This is a genomic window from Niallia sp. RD1 (assembly GCF_024219955.1).
GTDB lineage: Bacteria > Bacillota > Bacilli > Bacillales > Cytobacillaceae > Niallia > Niallia alba.
Genome location: NZ_CP100420.1, coordinates 4,591,468 through 4,608,230 on the forward strand (window position 1 = coordinate 4,591,468; position 16,763 = coordinate 4,608,230).

Here is a 16,763-nt window from a genome sequence, read left to right on the forward strand (position 1 = left end):
ACTCCTACTCCATTATATTTTCTAACCCATATATCAATACATTAACTTTCAATACCTCTTCTACCGCAAATTTAACGCCTGACATAAACGAAGTGCGATTAAAGGAATCATGTTTAATCGTTAGCGATTCTCCTTCTGCCCCGAACATTACCTGTTGATGGGCAATTAAACCTGGTAAACGAGTGGAATGGATTCGCATACCATCAAAGTCAGCCCCTCTTGCTCCTAGAATTGTTTCTTTTTCGTCTGGATGACCCTGTTTTTTACTTTCTCTGACTTCCGCAATAAGCTCGGCTGTTTTTACAGCAGTCCCTGATGGTGCATCTAACTTTTGATCATGATGCATTTCCATAATTTCCACATCTGCAAAATAGCGTGCAGCCATTTTAGAGAATTTCATCATTAGCACAGCACCTAAAGCAAAGTTTGGAGCTATGATACAGCCACGATCCATTTCTTCACATAAATTTTCTAATTCAGCTAAATTTTCTTTTGTAAATCCAGTTGTTCCAACTACTGGTCTAACTCCATAGCTTAAAGCAGTTTTTGCATGGTGCATTCCAAATTCTGGCGTTGTCAAATCAATAAGGACATCCGGCTTTTCTGTTTGTAAACATTTTTCAATATCCGTATAAATTGGTACATCATAGGAGGAAAAGCCTTCTATCTCCTTTAAGCTTTTCCCTTCATTCTTGTGGTCTAAAACTGCAACAAGCTCAAATTGCTCCGTTCTTCCCATTAAATAAACAGCTTCTTTTCCCATTCTGCCTCTAGGTCCTGCGATTACGATTTTTACTTTACTCAATGTGTTATCTCCTTACTATGTATTTTTTCTTTAGGTTGTTTTCGTAAAGTTTGTGACTAATCCCCGCAACTGAAATACAATTCGCTCTCCGTAGGGCTCGCGATGAGCCTCCTCAGCTTCGCCTCCGGGGTTCATCTGTCTCGCTAATCCCACAGGAGTCTACATGTATTCCGGCTGCTCCTTTTTTCCTATTGAATAACAACAATCCTTTAGAAAACAGCTTTTTATTGGTCTTTCCTTGTCCAGCGATCTTTATCACGTGTATTAAATTTATGCATAACACGATTATGTGCTTCTTCCAAATCAATATTTAGAGAATTAGCTAAACAAGTTAACACGAACAGCATATCACCAATCTCATCCGTAATTTCTTTTTCTTTTTCCGTTTCTTTTTTTGGCTTTTCTCCATAGTAATGATTTACTTCTCTTGCCAATTCTCCTAACTCTTCGGTCAAACGAGCAAGCATTGCCAGCGGGCTAAAATAGCCTTCTTTAAATTGTCCTATGTATTCATCTACTTCTCTTTGAATATCTTTAACTGTTTTATCCTGATTCAATATAAGCACCTCTTAAGTCAATAAGTAATCTTATCCAATTCCATGTTAGCTAATCTAAACCATTTTTACAAATATTTTTGACGATAAAGTGAAACTTCCATCAGTGGGGGTTTTCTTTCATCCCCCACTGATGGTTAGTTGAACCAATCGGACCTTTACGGACAGTTGATCTCCCACCTATCTTCCTCGTATTCTCATAAGCTTACGGTTGAGTCTTACTGTCCGTTAAGAGTGGGATAAAGTGAAACTTCCATCTGTGGGGGTTTTCCCTCCTCCCCCACTGATGGTTAGTTGAACCAATCGGACCTTTACGGACAGTTGATCTCCCACCTATCTTCCTCGTATTCTCATAAGCTTACGGTTGAGTCTTACTGTCCGTTAAGAGTGGGATAAAGTGAAACTTCCATCTGTGGGGGTTTTCCCTCCTCCCCCACTGATGGTTAGTTGAACCAATCGGACCTTTACGGACAGTTGATCTCCCACCTATCTTCCTCGTATTCTCATAAGCTTACGGTTGAGTCTTACTGTCCGTTAAGAGTGGGATAAAGTGAAACTTCCATCTGTGGGGGTTTTCCCTCCTCCCCCACTGATGGTTAGTTGAACCAATCGGACCTTTACGGACAGTTGATCTCCCACCTATCTTCCTCGTATTCTCATAAGCTTACGGTTGAGTCTTACTGTCCGTTAAGAGTGGGATAAAGTGAAACTTCCATCTGTGGGGGTTTTCCCTCCTCCCCCACTGATGGTTAGTTGAACCAATCGGACCTTTACGGACAGTTGATCTCCCACCTATCTTCCTCGTATTCTCATAAGCTTACGGTTGAGTCTTACTGTCCGTTAAGAGTGGGATAAAGTGAAACTTCCATCTGTGGGGGTTTTCCCTCCTCCCCCACTGATGGTTAGTTGAACCAATCGGACCTTTACGGACAGTTGATCTCCCACCTATCTTCCTCGTATTCTCATAAGCTTACGGTTGAGTCTTACTGTCCGTTAAGAGTGGGATAAAGTGAAACTTCCATCTGTGGGGGTTTTCCCTCCTCCCCCACTGATGGTTAGTTGAACCAATCGGACCTTTACGGACAGTTGATCTCCCACCTATCTTCCTCGTATTCTCATAAGCTTACGGTTGAGTCTTACTGTCCGTTAAGAGTGGGATAAATCTATAACTACGTAAAAAATGTACTAACTTTATGTTCCATCTCTTATTTCTTATTATGTTTCATTTATTCTTCCTCCATTGCCCAACTGAATGTGATTCGATATAATGGATACGCTAATAGCAATGCATTTTGTACAGAGAGAAAGTAGGCGAATCGATGTTTAAAAATATTAAAATCAAAAATGTCTTATTTATCCTATTAGGATCTGCGATATTTTCCTTCGGTATTGTTCATTTTAATATGCAAAACAATTTGGCTGAAGGCGGTTTTACAGGAATTACACTATTATTATACGCATTATGGAATTGGGATCCTTCGATCACAAATTTACTGCTAAATATTCCTTTATTTCTTATCGGGTGGAAATTATTAGGTAAAAATGTGTTTATTTACACGATTATTGGAACAGTAGCGGTGTCTATTTTCCTATGGTTTTTTCAACTTCCAAAAATCGAGTTACATATTCCTCTCACTGAAGATTTAACTCTTGCGGCATTATTTGCAGGAACGTTTATTGGTGTCGGCTTAGGAATTATTTTCCGCTATGGCGGGACAACTGGGGGAGTAGATATTATTGCGAGATTAGGTTTTAAGTATTTTGGATGGAGTATGGGAAAAACAATGTTCGTTTTCGACTTTTGTGTTATCGCTCTGTCACTACTTACCTATCTTTCATACAGAGAAGCGATGTATACATTAGTAGCTGTTTTTGTAGGAACAAGAGTCATTGATTTCATTCAAGAAGGCGCATATGCGGCAAGAGGAGCGATGATTATTTCTGACTCAAATGAGAAAATTGCTAATAAAATTATGAGCGAAATGGATCGTGGGGTTACAGTATTAAAAGGACATGGTTCTTTCACTAAACAAGACCGGGAAGTCCTTTATTGTGTTGTAGCAAAAACAGAAATTGTTCGTTTAAAAAGTATTATTACAAGCATTGATCCACATGCATTTGTGTCTGTTAGTGTCGTTCATGATGTAATGGGCGAAGGTTTTACTTTAGATGAGTATAAACAGCCTCTCGAGAAATAATTTAAAAAAAATTGTATTCAGCTTTACATCTATCTTTTTTTAATAGATATAAAGTGGATACAATTTTATACTATTAACCAAACTGATTATTAATTCCCAAAAAAGGAAGAATAAATTTCTCCTATCAGCCCTTTCATTTGATGAACACCTAAATCTGTATTTGTCATAATTACCGCACCCTTTTTTAATGACGGGTAGGCAACAAGCATACACTGAAAACCAATCCCCCATCCTAATGAAGAAATTTCAACATCTTTATCGAAACTGTCTAAAAATACACCGAGTCCTGTCCAATTTACATTTCCTTGAGGGCTAACCAACTCCTTCGCATTTTTTATCGATATTCCTAATTGACTTGTTCCTTCCAAAGCATTCATTAATTCCAACACTAATATTGCTAAATCGGAAGGCGTTGTCCAAATACCACAGGCTGCTGGATATGGATAAAAAGGGTATTTTCTGGAGATAAGCTCTCCATTTTTGTTATGACCAGAAGAGATATTTTCAAGACCAGTTATATCAATAAAACTTTTATTCATTTGCAACGGCTGGAAGAGGGATTCTTTAATCACTTCTTTAAAAGATTTCTTTAAAGTATCTTCAATCAATTGTTGAATAATACAAAATCCTGCATCCGAGTAATGAAATTCACTTTTTGGCTCGCATTCTACCTTAATCGGCCCCCTACAATAGGTTGTGCTCCCCTTCAAAATATCTAATATAGTAGGAACTTCATCGTTTTCTTTCCATTCGCTAAAACTTCCTTCAGGATCAATAATTCCTGATTGATGGCTCAGAAGATCTCTTAAAGTAACCGTTTTTCCTTTTATCTGCTCACTAGCTTTTAACTTCCAAGAAGTAAGTTTAGCATTAATTTCTTCATCTAAATCAAGATAACCTTGTTCTACTAGTTTCAAAACAAGGATTGCTGTCATGAATTTACTAATGGAACAGGAATGGAAGCTTGTATTTTCATTAACTCTATCTTCTGTATCCGCTTCCTTTAAACCATATTGTTCAGTACCATTAATCTTACCATCTTGGATTAGCGCTAGACTTAAGCCAGCTATTTTATAATGCTCCATTCGTTCCTTCACATTTAAAGCGGCAAACATCATCATAGCCCTCCTATGTTTTTAAAACTATTATACCACACAAAACGAACATACGATCGATCCCATAGTTTTTTCACACAAAAAAATCGACCGTATTTGTCTCAAGGCTAATCTAATTAAGCTATCTATTACAGGATTACTTTTCTATCCTGTTTTCTTATTTTAATGTGGAATGAATTTCACTTACACGCTTATCACTTGGCAGTAAATACGTTAATATCCCCAGAAGCGGGAGCATACTACAGATAATCATAATCGCTTGCAAGCTAAATGCATCTCCGATAACGCCAAAGATTACTGCACCAAGAGCTCCCATACCAAACGCTAATCCGACAATTAATCCTGATACAAGACCAATCATACCTGGGAGCAGCTCTTGAGCATAAACTACGGTTACACTAAAGCTAGACTGCAAAATAAAACCAATTATAAATAATAAAGGTCCAATTAGCCAAAAAGGCATATGTGGTAGAAGTAAGGCAAAGGGAGCAGAGCCTACAAGTGAAAATAGAAGAATAGTTCTTTTTCCAAAACGATCTGCCAGCGGCCCACCAAGGAAAGTTCCGATAACACCAGCAAGTAAAAACACAAAAACAAATATTTGTGCATTTTCGATGCTTAAACCAAACTTCTCAATTAAATAAAAGTGAAGAAAGTTGCTGATCCCCGCACCATACCAAGAACGAGCAAATACTAGGAAAATCAATAAGCATACCGCAACAATAATTTCTTTATTGACAACAAATGCACGCTTCGTTTGTTGTTTCTTTTGTGGATTTCTAATATACAGTTCTTTTTTATACCAAGTGGATACTTGAAATAATACTATGATCCCTATTGTAGCCAGAAGCGTAAACCAAATAGTTCCAAATTGGCCTGTTCTTACAAAAATAAATGCCGTAAAAACTGGCGCTAATGATTGACCAGCATTCCCGCCGACTTGATAAATCGATTGGGCAAGCCCTCGTTTTGCTCCTGCTGCCATATAGGAAACACGTGAACCTTCTGGATGAAAAATTGCTGAGCCAAAACCAATAAATAAAACCGATACTAAAACTAAATAAAAATTGGGTGCAAGTGCAAGCCCAAACATCCCTATTAAGCTGGAGAACATAGCAATTGGCAATAAGTAAGGTGTAGGCCTTTTGTCTGCCAAAACCCCAAAAAACGGCTGTAGAATAGATGATGTAATGTTTAAGGTAAAAGCAATCCAGCCAATTTGAGTATAATTAAACCCCATCGACTGCTGGATAACAGGAAACAAAGCTGGCACAACAGATTGCATACAATCATTCAAAAAATGCCCTAGGCTTATCGCAAATAAAATCCGATAAACCGTCAGCTCCTGTTGCTTTTTACCTTGTAAATATTCAGCAGTTTGCAAAAAAACCCTTCTTTCTCCTTGTTATTCGTTTATGTAAATGGCATTGTTAATTATACACCTAGAAAAGTTTGGAATCTATATTTTTTCGAAGAATCAAAATAAATAGATATTAATCACAACAAAAAAAAGATGCAAAAAGGTAAGTCCTTTTGCATCTTTTTTAATTTCTATTCGTCTCTCGACATACCTGTATAAATTAAAAGTAAACGAACTAGCTCGAGAACCGCTACTGCTGCTGCTGCTACATAGGTTAGTGCTGCTGCATTAAGTACTTTCTTCGTTTCTCTCTCTTCATCATTTCTAATAATCCCTAATGAAACCACCTGATCCATCGCACGGTTTGAAGCATTAAATTCTACTGGAAGTGTAACAAATTGGAACAATACACCGGCAGCCATTAAGATAATACCAAGTAATAACATTCCATCCAATCTTGCGAAGATGCCAATCATGATAAAAATCCAAGATGCATTACTTCCGAAATTAGCAACTGGTACTAATGCCGAACGGAATCGCAAGAAAGAATATTCTTGTTGATCTTGGATAGCGTGACCAACTTCGTGTGCTGCGATAGCTGCTGCTGCAACAGAATGGCCGTGATAATTTTCAGTGGATAAACGCACCACTTTAGAGCGAGGATCATAATGGTCTGACAAGACGCCTCTTGTTTCTTCTACAGATACATCATATAGCCCATTGGAATCCAATACTCTTCTCGCTACCTCTCTACCAGACATTTGTGAAGAAGAAGCTACTTTTGAATATTTTTTATATGCGCTTTTCACCTTCATTTGTGCCCAAATAGGTATGAGAATTATTAATATGAAATATACAAAAATCATGTTTTTTCCCCCTATTTCATCTTGTAGTATATTTTTATTGTAAGCAGGAAAAACACCAAAGTCAAATATTATCCCTTTTTTGTTTAGCTTGCCTTTTTTCCGCTTTATCCCCGAGGTATTTTCGCCACCCTACATATGATAAAGTAAGGATGATAATACTTCCTGTAGAAATAATTACCCACCATAAAGAAGGATCTGCCTCATCTTCATACAACTGATTGAAAACATCTTGTAATTCGCCTTCTAATTGACTTACTTCTTCTAGCTGACCTTTTTGATTAAAGACTTGCAAGCGATACGTATTCATAAATTCAACGAGGGAATTTAATTCTTGAAATTGCGTAGTAGAAACATCTAGCTTAAGACTCGGATGAATAATTTGATATAACGATAGGAAAGAATCTAACTTCTCGTTAAATCTTTCTTTATCTTCAGAAATAATAGCATCCTTCATATCTCGATAGGTTGTCATTACAGGCTCTTCCATTTGTGTCCACAACGGTTGTTCCCCCGATGAAACAGCATCAACTGCCAATCGAAATTTCGTTACTGAATTAATCCGTTCATCGTTATTAATCGATGGATTGGTAATTGCCTCTACCGCTTCATCATGTGTACCAGTTAAAATTCTCCGCTCATCAAGCGTAAATGCACTCCCATTTACCGTTGCTGAGCTAAATTGATTCGAAAAATAGTCAAGAATTTTTTTTGCATCCTCATAGCGTTCTGATCGTACAAGCTGCAATACCTCATCTGACAGTGTATCTAGTTCATCTAATTCTTTAGCAGGCGATTTTTGGTCTGCATACACAGAATAAGAGATAGGCAAAAGTAAAATCAATATCATTAACAACATAACCAATTTAGCCTTCATTCTTGTCCCTCCTCTATCTACTATTAAAAATGTATGATGAGTTGGACAAGGTTAGACTAAAAAATCATAATTCTATTGAATCTTCCACTGCATTTGTTCGCTTTTTTTAAATGCGTAGAATGCGATCATTAGACTTAAAATACTCAGCCAGAATGTAAAGTAGCCGATATTTGCCATATATTGATCCAAGACACTATATTTCGGCATCATTTTAAACACATAATCTATTACATCATTATGTAAAGTCCATATAGCTGCAAGAATAATGTGAACCCATTTAAAACGATAAAAAGGAATGTACAGCAAACCTTGAATCGCCATAGCCCCATGTGAAAAAATGAGCATCCATGAATCAATCCCGATTGTTCCTGTTTCAAAATAGACAAGAAAATTCATTACAACCGCCCAAATTCCGTATTTAAACAATGTAACTAATGCTAATGCTTCCATAAGCCGCCAGTTCTTTTTCCACAGAAATGCTATTAATACAAACACGAAAAAAAGACTAGCTGTCGGGCTATCAGGAACGAAGAGTAGAAACCTCGTCGGTGTTTCTGCTAACTGAGTTTTGTACCAATAATACCCATATGCCGTTCCAACTATATTAATAATGAGCAATAATCCTAAAAAAGATCGATTGCTTAATATCATATAAATATATCTCACTCTATTTTCCCCTTTTCCTTTTCCTTCTCATACTATTTTACCATAGTTTACTATGAACAGGAAAATGGGAGAGTACATACGATTGAGTCAAGTTTTTGTGGGAGTTTTTTTAGCTCCCTTTTTTATAAAGTAAAACCTCTAAGTTTGTATCCGCTTTCCAATTGGTTTTGTTCTTCCAACTGTTGATTCTCTCATTTTTTAAAAACCTTTTAATCCCTGTAAGGCAAAGTGAACGGGTTTTCCAATCGCTTGATTTAAGTATGGCATGTTCTGACGCACGGTTTCTGTTACTAATTTTGTGGGTATTTTTCTTTTCGGTCGATGCTCTTTCTTTGATTTTTCCGTGGCTTTTTCCCATTTCCCATATATCGTTTGGATGGATAGGTCATCCTTCAATCCAATCCACAAGCGCGCCATGCTCATGACGCCTTTTTTGCTCCATGCTCTTCCATTTTTTAATCGTTTGGCTAATTGATTCATCATTGCTTCTGCACTTCCCATTGGACGATACGCTGTCGTGTCCACGCCTTTCTCCTGTAACCAACTACGGTAATCTTTTATGGTTTCCTGATGATGCGTTAAAAAGGCAAGGAAATGCTCTAGTTTTTCTTCTTTTTCTGGTGTATCCATTGTTCCTACTGCGCTATTCAACTCTAGAAGTAATGTTTCTACCTGGTAGTTTTTTAACGCTCTTTTCATGTAGCGGTATCGAGGATGGCTCTTCATTAGTTGCTTCATCGAACGAGCGACATGAAAACGGTCCATGGTGAAAAAGGCGCGTTCCCGAAAATACTCCCGACATGCCGTTATCCAGCCTGCTCCATCACCATTAATAATAAGCAAGGTTTGGGTAGGATCATACGCATAATTATTCTGTAAGAACGTTTCAAAGGCTTCCCAAAAGGGTTCTTTTCCTTCATAAAGAAAATGCCTTTTATTTCGGAGCCTGATTCGCTTTCCGTTTTCTTTCCATCCCTCGTGTACAGCGGCGAATTTCAACTCCCATCCACGCTTTTTCTTTTCTTGACTCTTCACATATAATCCATCTACTTCGACAAACAATACCTTTTGAAAAGGGCGTTTTTCCTTAGCGGGAAGTACGCTTGTTTGAAGAAGATGTTGCCGTAATGCTTCGTGGCTCATCGCCGAATAGCCTAAAAATTGTTCGAACGTTTCCACCGCCTTTCGATAGGAGGAGCCATTCGTCGCTAGTTCTAGCCCCCCATTCTTCTAGTAGCGGACTAAATCCCTTATTCCCCTGAAACTGTAAATAGTGATCTAATAGACAAATATATTTTTTAGTCACACGATCAAAATAATAATTACGCTTCAGCTCCACAGCTCCAAACGCTGTATCTAATCGTATTTCTCGTTTATCACGTAAAGCAAATCTTCTTTTGTCTCGTTGCTTGGCAATCTCTTGATCCCAATTTTCTAACGTTTGAACAAGGATTTCTTGAAACGTCATTTGTAGTGTTCGAAATAAAGTTTTTTCCAATTCTTTTAATGATGGCATTTTTGTGTTACATTGATTCATGAGAGCCTCTCCTTTTCGTAGTGTTCAGTCAAACTCTACTTTACAAAAGGAAGCTCTCTTTTTTAATACTTAATTTTTTCCAGCTACCGCGCTTTCGCTTGGTGGCCTTTTTGTCTAGTTGGGGGACTCGTCCCCCAACTAGACAAAAAGGATATTTATTCTCCCACAAACATTTTACTCATACAGTACATACAAAAATCCCGAATAGTTTCTAACCATTCGGGATTAACTATTTATTTTTTATTTATTTTGCAAGTATTTTAATTGATTCGTTAAGGTGTTAAACATCTCTTTATCGCCATTATCTAACGCTTCATCAATTAACTGGAGAATTTTTTCCTTTTGGAATTTTTCTATACTGTTTACTAAAAACTGTTCTGCAATCATTTTATCTTTTTCGGTAATTTGCAGCTTTTTCGGCATAAATGGATTTTCTACCAACACAGCCGCATACTGATGAACTTGATTTGATGCGTAAAAGTTGAGCTGAATGTAAATATCTTCATCTCGATTTAGTCTAATATCATGAAAAGACTTTTCTGCATCTGTTGTCATCACATTTTCTTTATAAAATCTAAAAGGTACTTCATCTACACAATGCGTGGACATAATTAAACCTCTTGGACATTTTTCTGCATTTTCAACAAAATGGACTTTTTCCATCAATTGATCATGACTCATAAGATAATTTAAAATCCATACACATTCCCGTCTCTTCAATTGATAGTGATTCAAAAACCAACGAATGAAGTCTTTTTTTTCGTTGACAGATACAGGGGTTTTCATTTTGTAATTCCCTCCTCTGCTTGCAACAAATTTTTATTATCCAACCTGTTTTACCTGCATCGCTCCTAAGGAAATGACAATTCTTAAGCGGCCAATAAGCCTCTTGGTACAATGATTTTCAAAGATTTTCATCCAAACACTTATTCGTTATCCATAAGGCGTTGCAATATTTCAATATACTCCTCATTACTTGGATCTGTTTGTAAAAGCATATTAAAAATTTCGGCAGCATCCCTTCTTTTTCCTTCTTCTAAAAGAAAATATCCATAATCATATAGAAAATCTGGAAGTTCTTTAAAGAAAGTATATGCTAATTGATATTTGTTTAATGCCTCTGAATATTTTTCAATTCCATGAAATGCTTTGGCAGCATCCCAATGTAGCTGTGGCTCTTCTATTTCGAGCTTATCCATCATCTCAATTAGCTCTAGAACATCTTCAAATCGATCTTGTGTTAAAAATAACTTATTCAACAAAAGAACTGCTTCTGTAAATTCAGGATCAATCGCAAGCGCTTCTCTAAATTGTTCCTCCGCTTTTTGTTCGTCCCCAAGTTTTAAAGCTAATTTACCACCATATAGGTATAAATCTTTATTAAACTCATCTTGCTTTATCCCTTCGACTACCGTATTATACGCATCATCAAGCATTTCTTCATGTTCATACGCACGAGCCAAATATAGATATAAAGAATGGTAAGAGGGATCCAAACCTTTTACCTCTTCAAAGCGATTAATAGCAATCGTATATAAACCAGCTTGCGAAGCTGTCAAAGCCAGATTAAAAAGTGTATTTATCTCGATTTTTTCTTCTAATGCTTTTTCATAATAAGAAATAGCATCCTCAAATGCTCCTCCAGCACTTAGATTATCCGCGATTCTTCCATTGATATTTACTCCAGCGATATTTTCCTCTGTAGGTAATACTTTTTGGTAGGACTTAATTGCTTCAGTAATTTTCCCTTGTTCGGCATATAATTCCCCTAACGCAAAATCAATAATCACTTCATCTGGCAGGATTTTTTTTGCTTCTTTCAATTTCTGTTCACTGACCTCATACAGCCCATCCATTTGATAAAGATCTGCAAGCAATAGCAATGCTTGAGGGAAAGAAGGATCATTCGGGTTGATTTGTTCTAAATAAGAAATCGCTATTTCCTCATTCCCTAATTCCATTTCCGCTTCTGCAACTAAGACAAGCAATTCTCCTTCTTCGGGATAACCTTCCAGTAAAACTAAAAAGAGATCTTTTGCTTCTTCCAAAAATCCTAGCTGGAATAGTTCCTCTCCTAGCACAAATCTTTCTTCATTATTACCCGATTTCAATACATCTTGATAATATTTCAACGCTTTCTCTTGTTGTCCGTCTTCTAATAAAGCGATAATTTCATTAACTCTTTCCATATGATATCCTCTCTAATCTCCTTCTATATTGTCAGGAAGGAAGGTACTTTTACTTCAAGTAATTCACCATAGCCGGGACGGTAAAATACTTTATCCCCTGCTCGAATACATTTTCCTTTGTGAATAGTCATTTGTATTCTATCATAATGATAATGAAACAAATCATTTTCTTCAATATTTATGATTGAATCGTCGAAAGCAAATAAATTATATGTTACTTCTCCACCTTGATAAATATTTCCTTTAAATGGATATATCCCCATTTTTACTAAATCAGGATAGGCAATTGCTATCCCTTCTTTTATTTCATGGGGAATAGCTGGTATTTTAACATCTCTCATTAATCTTGACCATATATTTTGAGCCATTTTCTTTTCTTGCTCATCTTCCATTAAAAAAATCGGAACTAATGGTGCATTATAAGGGAATAGCGCCTCTTTAATCCAGCCCCATGGAACTTGATACAATGCCTTTACTTCCTCAATTTCTATAAATAAGACGGGAAGTTTTTCTCTTTTGCAAGCGCGGACAAAACTAGGTGACAATAATTTCAAAGGAATTTTTACTCCTGTTACATAATCAATTGCACAATTTAGTAGTTGATTCTTCATTTTCTTTAATTGTATGGGCAATTCCCTTTCTCTTTTTACTTCTAAATAAAAAAGAAAGGTTGTACATCCTTTTTTGATTAAATTCTCTTCTATATAATTTCTTTGTTGAGAAGTAGAAGTAATTTGCTTCACTTGATTTTCTAAAATAACTGTAGTGGGAGTCATTATATAAGGATTTCCATCCATTCACATGTATTGGTAGGAGTGGAATTTTTCTTTCAACAATTCAATTCGATTTTCCTCGATAAGGATTGAAGTCTTTTTTACCCTTTGCCGCTTTAATAAATGTATATCTTCAATAATATATTGCATCCCAAATCACCACCTAGTCTTTTTAGACAAGCTATGATTTAGAGTTAGCAAATATTCCACAAATCAAGATTTTCTGATTGTCTGTAGAAGCAAAAAATCGTCGATAAACATAAAGTTCATCGACGATTTTTTATCTTTAAACAGCTAAGTTATTAAGATGCAAAAAGAAAGAGGGATAGGATACTGCAATCGCATTCGCATTTTCAAGAATAAGTTCTCCTTCGCAAATCTGTGAAGCAATTGCAAGCATCATGCCAATACGATGGTCACCATGAGAGTCTACTTTCGCTCCAGTGAGCTTCTTTCCTCCCTTGATGATCATTCCGTCATCTGTTGCTTGTATATCTGCACCTAATTTTTTTAGCTCTGACACTACTGTATCAATCCTATTTGTTTCCTTTACCTTTAATTCATGGGCATCTTTTATTATCGTTACACCATCTGCTTGTGTTGCCAACAAAGCAATAATCGGGATTTCATCGATTAATTTCGGAATGATGTTTCCTCCAATCGTAGTTCCCTTCAAATCACTTGTTGATACTGTAATGGTTGCTGTAGGTTCAAAAATATCAGCATCATTTTTTTGAAATTCCATGGTTGCTCCCATGTTTTGAAGAACTTCCAATATTCCTGTTCTCGTCGGATTTAGGCCAACATTTTTCAACGTAATATAGCTGTTAGGAACAATACAACCAGCCACTAGGAAGAATGCCGCTGAAGAGATATCCCCAGGAACATGAATGTCCGTTCCGGTAAGCTTCTGACCACCTGTTACATAAATTTCATTTCCTTGTCTGCTAATCTCTCCACCGAATCGCTCTATCATTCTTTCGGTATGATCCCTTGTAGCGACTGGCTCAATTACTTTTGTAACACCATCTGCATTTAGACCAGCAAATAGAATAGCGGATTTTACTTGGGCACTTGCTACTGGCAAACGATAAGTTATACTTTGTAAGTCGCCCCCGCGAACAGATAAAGGAGTATACTTACCATCTTCTCTTCCATCAATTTTCGCACCCATTTCTCTTAATGGAGTAACCACTCTTGTCATTGGACGCTTACCAATCGAAGAATCACCGATTAATGTACTATGAAAGTGCAAACCTGATAATATTCCCGCTAATAACCTGATAGTTGTACCAGAATTCCCAACATCTAAAATTTCTTTTGGTTCTTGTAGTCCTTCTGTACCTTTTCCGTGGATAACTACTTCTTCTTCATTCTGTTCTATTAATACTCCTAATTTTCGAAAACAAGAGATAGTGCTTAAGCAATCGTCCCCTAAAAGGAAATTGGTAACCCTCGTCTTCCCCTTTGCTATCGATCCAAACATAATGGAACGATGAGAAATTGATTTATCACCTGGTACTGTAATTTCTCCTTTTAATCCGTAAGTATTTTGTTTAAGTGTTATTAAATTCAATTGATTCACCTTCGTTCTATCCAATCGTAGTATCATAATTTGAATAAGAAGCAATACACTTCTGTGCTCTTACTCTATCTTCCTCTGTCTGAAAACTAATAACCAAGATTCCAAAAATCTCTTCCCGAGTTTCCATTATTCGAATATTAGTTATACTTATATTTTCTTTTGCTAAATAACCAGTAATTTCAGATATTACCCCTGGATAATCGGGTACATCAACAAATAAATCATAAAACGCCGGTATCGCACCCTTTTGATCTTGAGGCAAGCCATCCCTTACCTTTTTAGCTCTAGCGAAATAGTCATATAATTCCTCTGCTTGTTCCTTTTCAATAAATGAGAGGACTTTATCCATTTCCTTTTTCCAGTCATTCATTAACTCCATTAATACGTTTTTGTTATGTATTAATATGTCTCGCCACATAGAAGGACTGCTAGAGGCAATTCTAGTTATGTCTCTGAATCCACCAGCAGCTAATCTTGTTACCAGTTTATGTTGTTCACTAATATGATCTGCCTGGTGAACTAAAGATGCCGCAACTATATGAGGCATATGACTGATTGCACCTGCTAATAAATCATGCTCTTCTGGAGAAATAACAAGAAATTTTGCATTCGTTCCTTGTAACCATTTCAGCAAGTGTTGAACATGCTGATCATTAACTCTTTCAGGAGGAGTTAATAAATAAAATGCATTTTCAAAAAGTATCACTTTTGAAGCAGACACTCCACTTTTATGAGATCCCGCCATCGGATGTCCTCCGATAAAGGTTATGCCTTTATCTAATAGCACTTGCGATTTTTTCGTTATAACAGACTTGGTGCTCCCAACATCTGTTATTAATACATTTTGTTTTAACTCCATTTTAGAAAGAGTTTCCATGATTTTTTCTGTTTCTTTAACTGGTGTAGAAAGAATAATGAGATCAGCCGATTTTGCTCCTTCTTCAATTGTTGTTGAGCGTTCATCAATAACACCTAGCATGCTCGCTAATTTCAAATTATCCTGTGAAATATCGTAACCAGTGATGATGCTTTCTGGGTGTTCTTTTTTTATGCATAAAGCTAACGATCCACCTATAAGTCCTAAACCTATTATGAAGACGCGACCGTTCATTCTAGCACCGCCTTCTATTCGCATTATTATTTCGCTACTTTCTTTTCAGTAAGAAATTGCGTCATAACTTTAATCAATCCTTCATTCTCTTCTTTTGATCCGACTGTAATACGAACAGAAGTAGGGAATTTCAAAGGAACTCCAGAACGTACGATAAATCCTTTACTCATTAAATAATGGAATACTTCATCGCCGTCTATTTTAAAATCAACTAAAACAAAGTTTGTTTGTGATGGGTAGTAGGATAAGTTATTTTCCTCACAAAAACGATATAATTGCTCTAATCCTTCTCTATTTTTCTGTCTACAACTTTCCACAAACTCCTGATCCTTTAATGCTTCTTCTGTTGCGATTTGACCTAATGTATTGACATTAAACGGTTCTCTAATCGGATCTAACGTGTTTAATAGTGTAGCATTCGCAACACCATATCCTACACGGAAGCTCGCAAGACCATATATTTTTGAAAATGTTCGTAACACGATAAGATTACTAAACTGTCTAGTTAGAGAAATAGAATCATAATAATCGCCTGCAACTACATACTCGTAATATGCTTCATCCAGCACAACAAGAATGTCTTCTGGAACCTTTTCTAGAAAAGTGAGTAATTCCTTTTCAGGAATATATGTGCCAGTTGGATTATTCGGACTGCATAGCCAAACAACACTTGTATTATCATCAATTGCTGCAAGCATAGCAGGCAAATCATGTTCCGCTTTTTCTGTAAGTGGAACTTCTCTAACTTCTGCCCCGTCAACAATTGCATTATGCTTATACTGGCCGAACGTATGGCAAGCCATTACCGTATTTAAACCTGGTCTTAGTAAAGCTCTAGATATCATTAAAATGATTTCATCTGAACCATTTCCTAGTATTAATTCTTCTGGTGTAACTTTTAAGAAATCAGCTAGCGCATAACGAAGGTTTGTAGCATATCCATCCGGATATAAAGCATAAGAACCATCGACTTTTTTTAAGGCGTCTAATACTTTGGGAGAGCTTCCAAATGGATTCTCATTAGACGCAAGTTTTACAATATGTTCTAAATTAAATTGTTTTTTCACTTCTTCTATCGTTCTACCTGGTTGATAAGCTTTTAAACCTAAAAGCTGCTGTTTCCATTTCAT

17 protein-coding genes are annotated in these 16,763 nt (G+C 36.5%); 1 reads left to right on the top strand and 16 read right to left on the bottom strand.

The window, feature by feature from the left end; translation table 11 throughout:
* Nucleotides 1-4: 4 nt before the first annotated feature.
* Together dapB and NKG37_RS22165 are read right to left on the bottom strand one after the other, a co-directional pair.
* Nucleotides 5-805 carry a 4-hydroxy-tetrahydrodipicolinate reductase gene (gene dapB, locus NKG37_RS22160; RefSeq protein WP_169188771.1) on the bottom strand — a complete coding sequence of 267 codons (801 nt, stop codon included), beginning with the start codon at nucleotides 803-805 and terminating at the stop codon, nucleotides 5-7.
* A 224-nt stretch (nucleotides 806-1,029) separates the two neighbouring features.
* Nucleotides 1,030-1,362, bottom strand: coding sequence for a nucleotide pyrophosphohydrolase (locus NKG37_RS22165; RefSeq protein ID WP_016203057.1), 333 nt, complete (start codon nucleotides 1,360-1,362; stop codon nucleotides 1,030-1,032).
* A 1,316-nt stretch (nucleotides 1,363-2,678) separates the two neighbouring features.
* Between NKG37_RS22165 and NKG37_RS22170 the strand changes: the two genes are divergently transcribed.
* A complete protein-coding gene (locus tag NKG37_RS22170; RefSeq protein WP_101730958.1) occupies nucleotides 2,679-3,557 on the top strand; it encodes a YitT family protein in 879 nt (292 codons plus the stop codon).
* Between the two features lie 89 nt (nucleotides 3,558-3,646).
* On the opposite strand, the gene NKG37_RS22175 is transcribed toward NKG37_RS22170, so the two are convergent.
* The 14 genes from NKG37_RS22175 to hisC all read right to left on the bottom strand — a co-directional run bounded on the left by NKG37_RS22175 (nucleotide 3,647) and on the right by hisC (nucleotide 16,763).
* A complete protein-coding gene (locus tag NKG37_RS22175) occupies nucleotides 3,647-4,672 on the bottom strand; it encodes a serine hydrolase domain-containing protein (protein ID WP_169189692.1) in 1,026 nt (341 codons plus the stop codon).
* 157 nt (nucleotides 4,673-4,829) lie between these two features.
* Entirely contained in the window at nucleotides 4,830-6,056 is a 1,227-nt protein-coding gene (locus tag NKG37_RS22180) for an MFS transporter (RefSeq protein ID WP_169188772.1), read from the bottom strand.
* A 167-nt stretch (nucleotides 6,057-6,223) separates the two neighbouring features.
* Entirely contained in the window at nucleotides 6,224-6,898 is a 675-nt protein-coding gene (locus tag NKG37_RS22185) for a zinc metallopeptidase (RefSeq protein WP_169188773.1), read from the bottom strand.
* 61 nt (nucleotides 6,899-6,959) lie between these two features.
* Nucleotides 6,960-7,772 (bottom strand): sporulation protein YpjB, encoded by an 813-nt coding sequence (ypjB, locus tag NKG37_RS22190; RefSeq protein WP_016203052.1) that lies wholly within the window; start codon nucleotides 7,770-7,772, stop codon nucleotides 6,960-6,962.
* A 72-nt stretch (nucleotides 7,773-7,844) separates the two neighbouring features.
* The gene (locus NKG37_RS22195) at nucleotides 7,845-8,438 is read right to left on the bottom strand and encodes a lipoprotein heptaprenylglyceryl N-acetyltransferase LhaT (RefSeq protein ID WP_016203051.1); all 594 of its coding nucleotides are present in this window, start codon (nucleotides 8,436-8,438) and stop codon (nucleotides 7,845-7,847) included.
* Nucleotides 8,439-8,636: 198 nt separating this feature from the next.
* Nucleotides 8,637-9,617: an ISLre2 family transposase gene (locus tag NKG37_RS22200; protein ID WP_254415347.1), complete on the bottom strand. Its 981-nt coding sequence runs from the start codon at nucleotides 9,615-9,617 to the stop codon at nucleotides 8,637-8,639.
* Nucleotides 9,526-9,954, bottom strand: a complete 429-nt coding sequence (locus NKG37_RS22205; RefSeq protein ID WP_254415348.1) for a UPF0236 family transposase-like protein — start codon at nucleotides 9,952-9,954, stop codon at nucleotides 9,526-9,528. The genes NKG37_RS22200 and NKG37_RS22205 overlap by 92 nt, the downstream gene beginning before the upstream one ends.
* A gap of 261 nt (nucleotides 9,955-10,215) precedes the next feature.
* Nucleotides 10,216-10,761, bottom strand: coding sequence for a ReoY family proteolytic degradation factor (locus NKG37_RS22210; protein ID WP_101730957.1), 546 nt, complete (start codon nucleotides 10,759-10,761; stop codon nucleotides 10,216-10,218).
* Nucleotides 10,762-10,901: 140 nt separating this feature from the next.
* On the bottom strand, nucleotides 10,902-12,164 hold the full coding sequence (locus NKG37_RS22215; RefSeq protein WP_254415349.1) for a tetratricopeptide repeat protein: 1,263 nt from the start codon (nucleotides 12,162-12,164) through the stop codon (nucleotides 10,902-10,904).
* Nucleotides 12,165-12,187: 23 nt separating this feature from the next.
* Nucleotides 12,188-12,940 carry a hypothetical protein gene (locus NKG37_RS22220; RefSeq protein ID WP_254415350.1) on the bottom strand — a complete coding sequence of 251 codons (753 nt, stop codon included), beginning with the start codon at nucleotides 12,938-12,940 and terminating at the stop codon, nucleotides 12,188-12,190.
* 21 nt (nucleotides 12,941-12,961) lie between these two features.
* Nucleotides 12,962-13,087 (bottom strand): hypothetical protein, encoded by a 126-nt coding sequence (locus NKG37_RS26205; protein ID WP_302183199.1) that lies wholly within the window; start codon nucleotides 13,085-13,087, stop codon nucleotides 12,962-12,964.
* Between the two features lie 136 nt (nucleotides 13,088-13,223).
* Nucleotides 13,224-14,513, bottom strand: a complete 1,290-nt coding sequence (aroA, locus tag NKG37_RS22225) for a 3-phosphoshikimate 1-carboxyvinyltransferase (RefSeq protein WP_016203046.1) — start codon at nucleotides 14,511-14,513, stop codon at nucleotides 13,224-13,226.
* A 16-nt stretch (nucleotides 14,514-14,529) separates the two neighbouring features.
* Nucleotides 14,530-15,633: a prephenate dehydrogenase gene (locus tag NKG37_RS22230; RefSeq protein WP_016203045.1), complete on the bottom strand. Its 1,104-nt coding sequence runs from the start codon at nucleotides 15,631-15,633 to the stop codon at nucleotides 14,530-14,532.
* 26 nt (nucleotides 15,634-15,659) lie between these two features.
* Nucleotides 15,660-16,763 carry a histidinol-phosphate transaminase gene (gene hisC, locus NKG37_RS22235; protein WP_101730956.1) on the bottom strand — a complete coding sequence of 368 codons (1,104 nt, stop codon included), beginning with the start codon at nucleotides 16,761-16,763 and terminating at the stop codon, nucleotides 15,660-15,662.

Bases quoted from the DNA above. Each gene is read 5' to 3' on its own strand.
- NKG37_RS22230 (WP_016203045.1), bottom strand. From the start codon at position 15,633: ATGAACGGTCGCGTCTTCATAATAGGTTTAGGACTTATAGGTGGATCG.
- NKG37_RS22185 (WP_169188773.1), bottom strand. From the start codon at position 6,898: ATGATTTTTGTATATTTCATATTAATAATTCTCATACCTATTTGGGCA.
- NKG37_RS22175 (WP_169189692.1), bottom strand. From the start codon at position 4,672: ATGTTTGCCGCTTTAAATGTGAAGGAACGAATGGAGCATTATAAAATA.
- NKG37_RS22205 (WP_254415348.1), bottom strand. From the start codon at position 9,954: ATGCCATCATTAAAAGAATTGGAAAAAACTTTATTTCGAACACTACAA.
- NKG37_RS26205 (WP_302183199.1), bottom strand. From the start codon at position 13,087: ATGCAATATATTATTGAAGATATACATTTATTAAAGCGGCAAAGGGTA.
- NKG37_RS22210 (WP_101730957.1), bottom strand. From the start codon at position 10,761: ATGAAAACCCCTGTATCTGTCAACGAAAAAAAAGACTTCATTCGTTGG.
- hisC (WP_101730956.1), bottom strand. From the start codon at position 16,763: ATGAAATGGAAACAGCAGCTTTTAGGTTTAAAAGCTTATCAACCAGGT.
- NKG37_RS22220 (WP_254415350.1), bottom strand. From the start codon at position 12,940: ATGACTCCCACTACAGTTATTTTAGAAAATCAAGTGAAGCAAATTACT.
- NKG37_RS22215 (WP_254415349.1), bottom strand. From the start codon at position 12,164: ATGGAAAGAGTTAATGAAATTATCGCTTTATTAGAAGACGGACAACAA.
- NKG37_RS22170 (WP_101730958.1), top strand. From the start codon at position 2,679: ATGTTTAAAAATATTAAAATCAAAAATGTCTTATTTATCCTATTAGGA.
- ypjB (WP_016203052.1), bottom strand. From the start codon at position 7,772: ATGAAGGCTAAATTGGTTATGTTGTTAATGATATTGATTTTACTTTTG.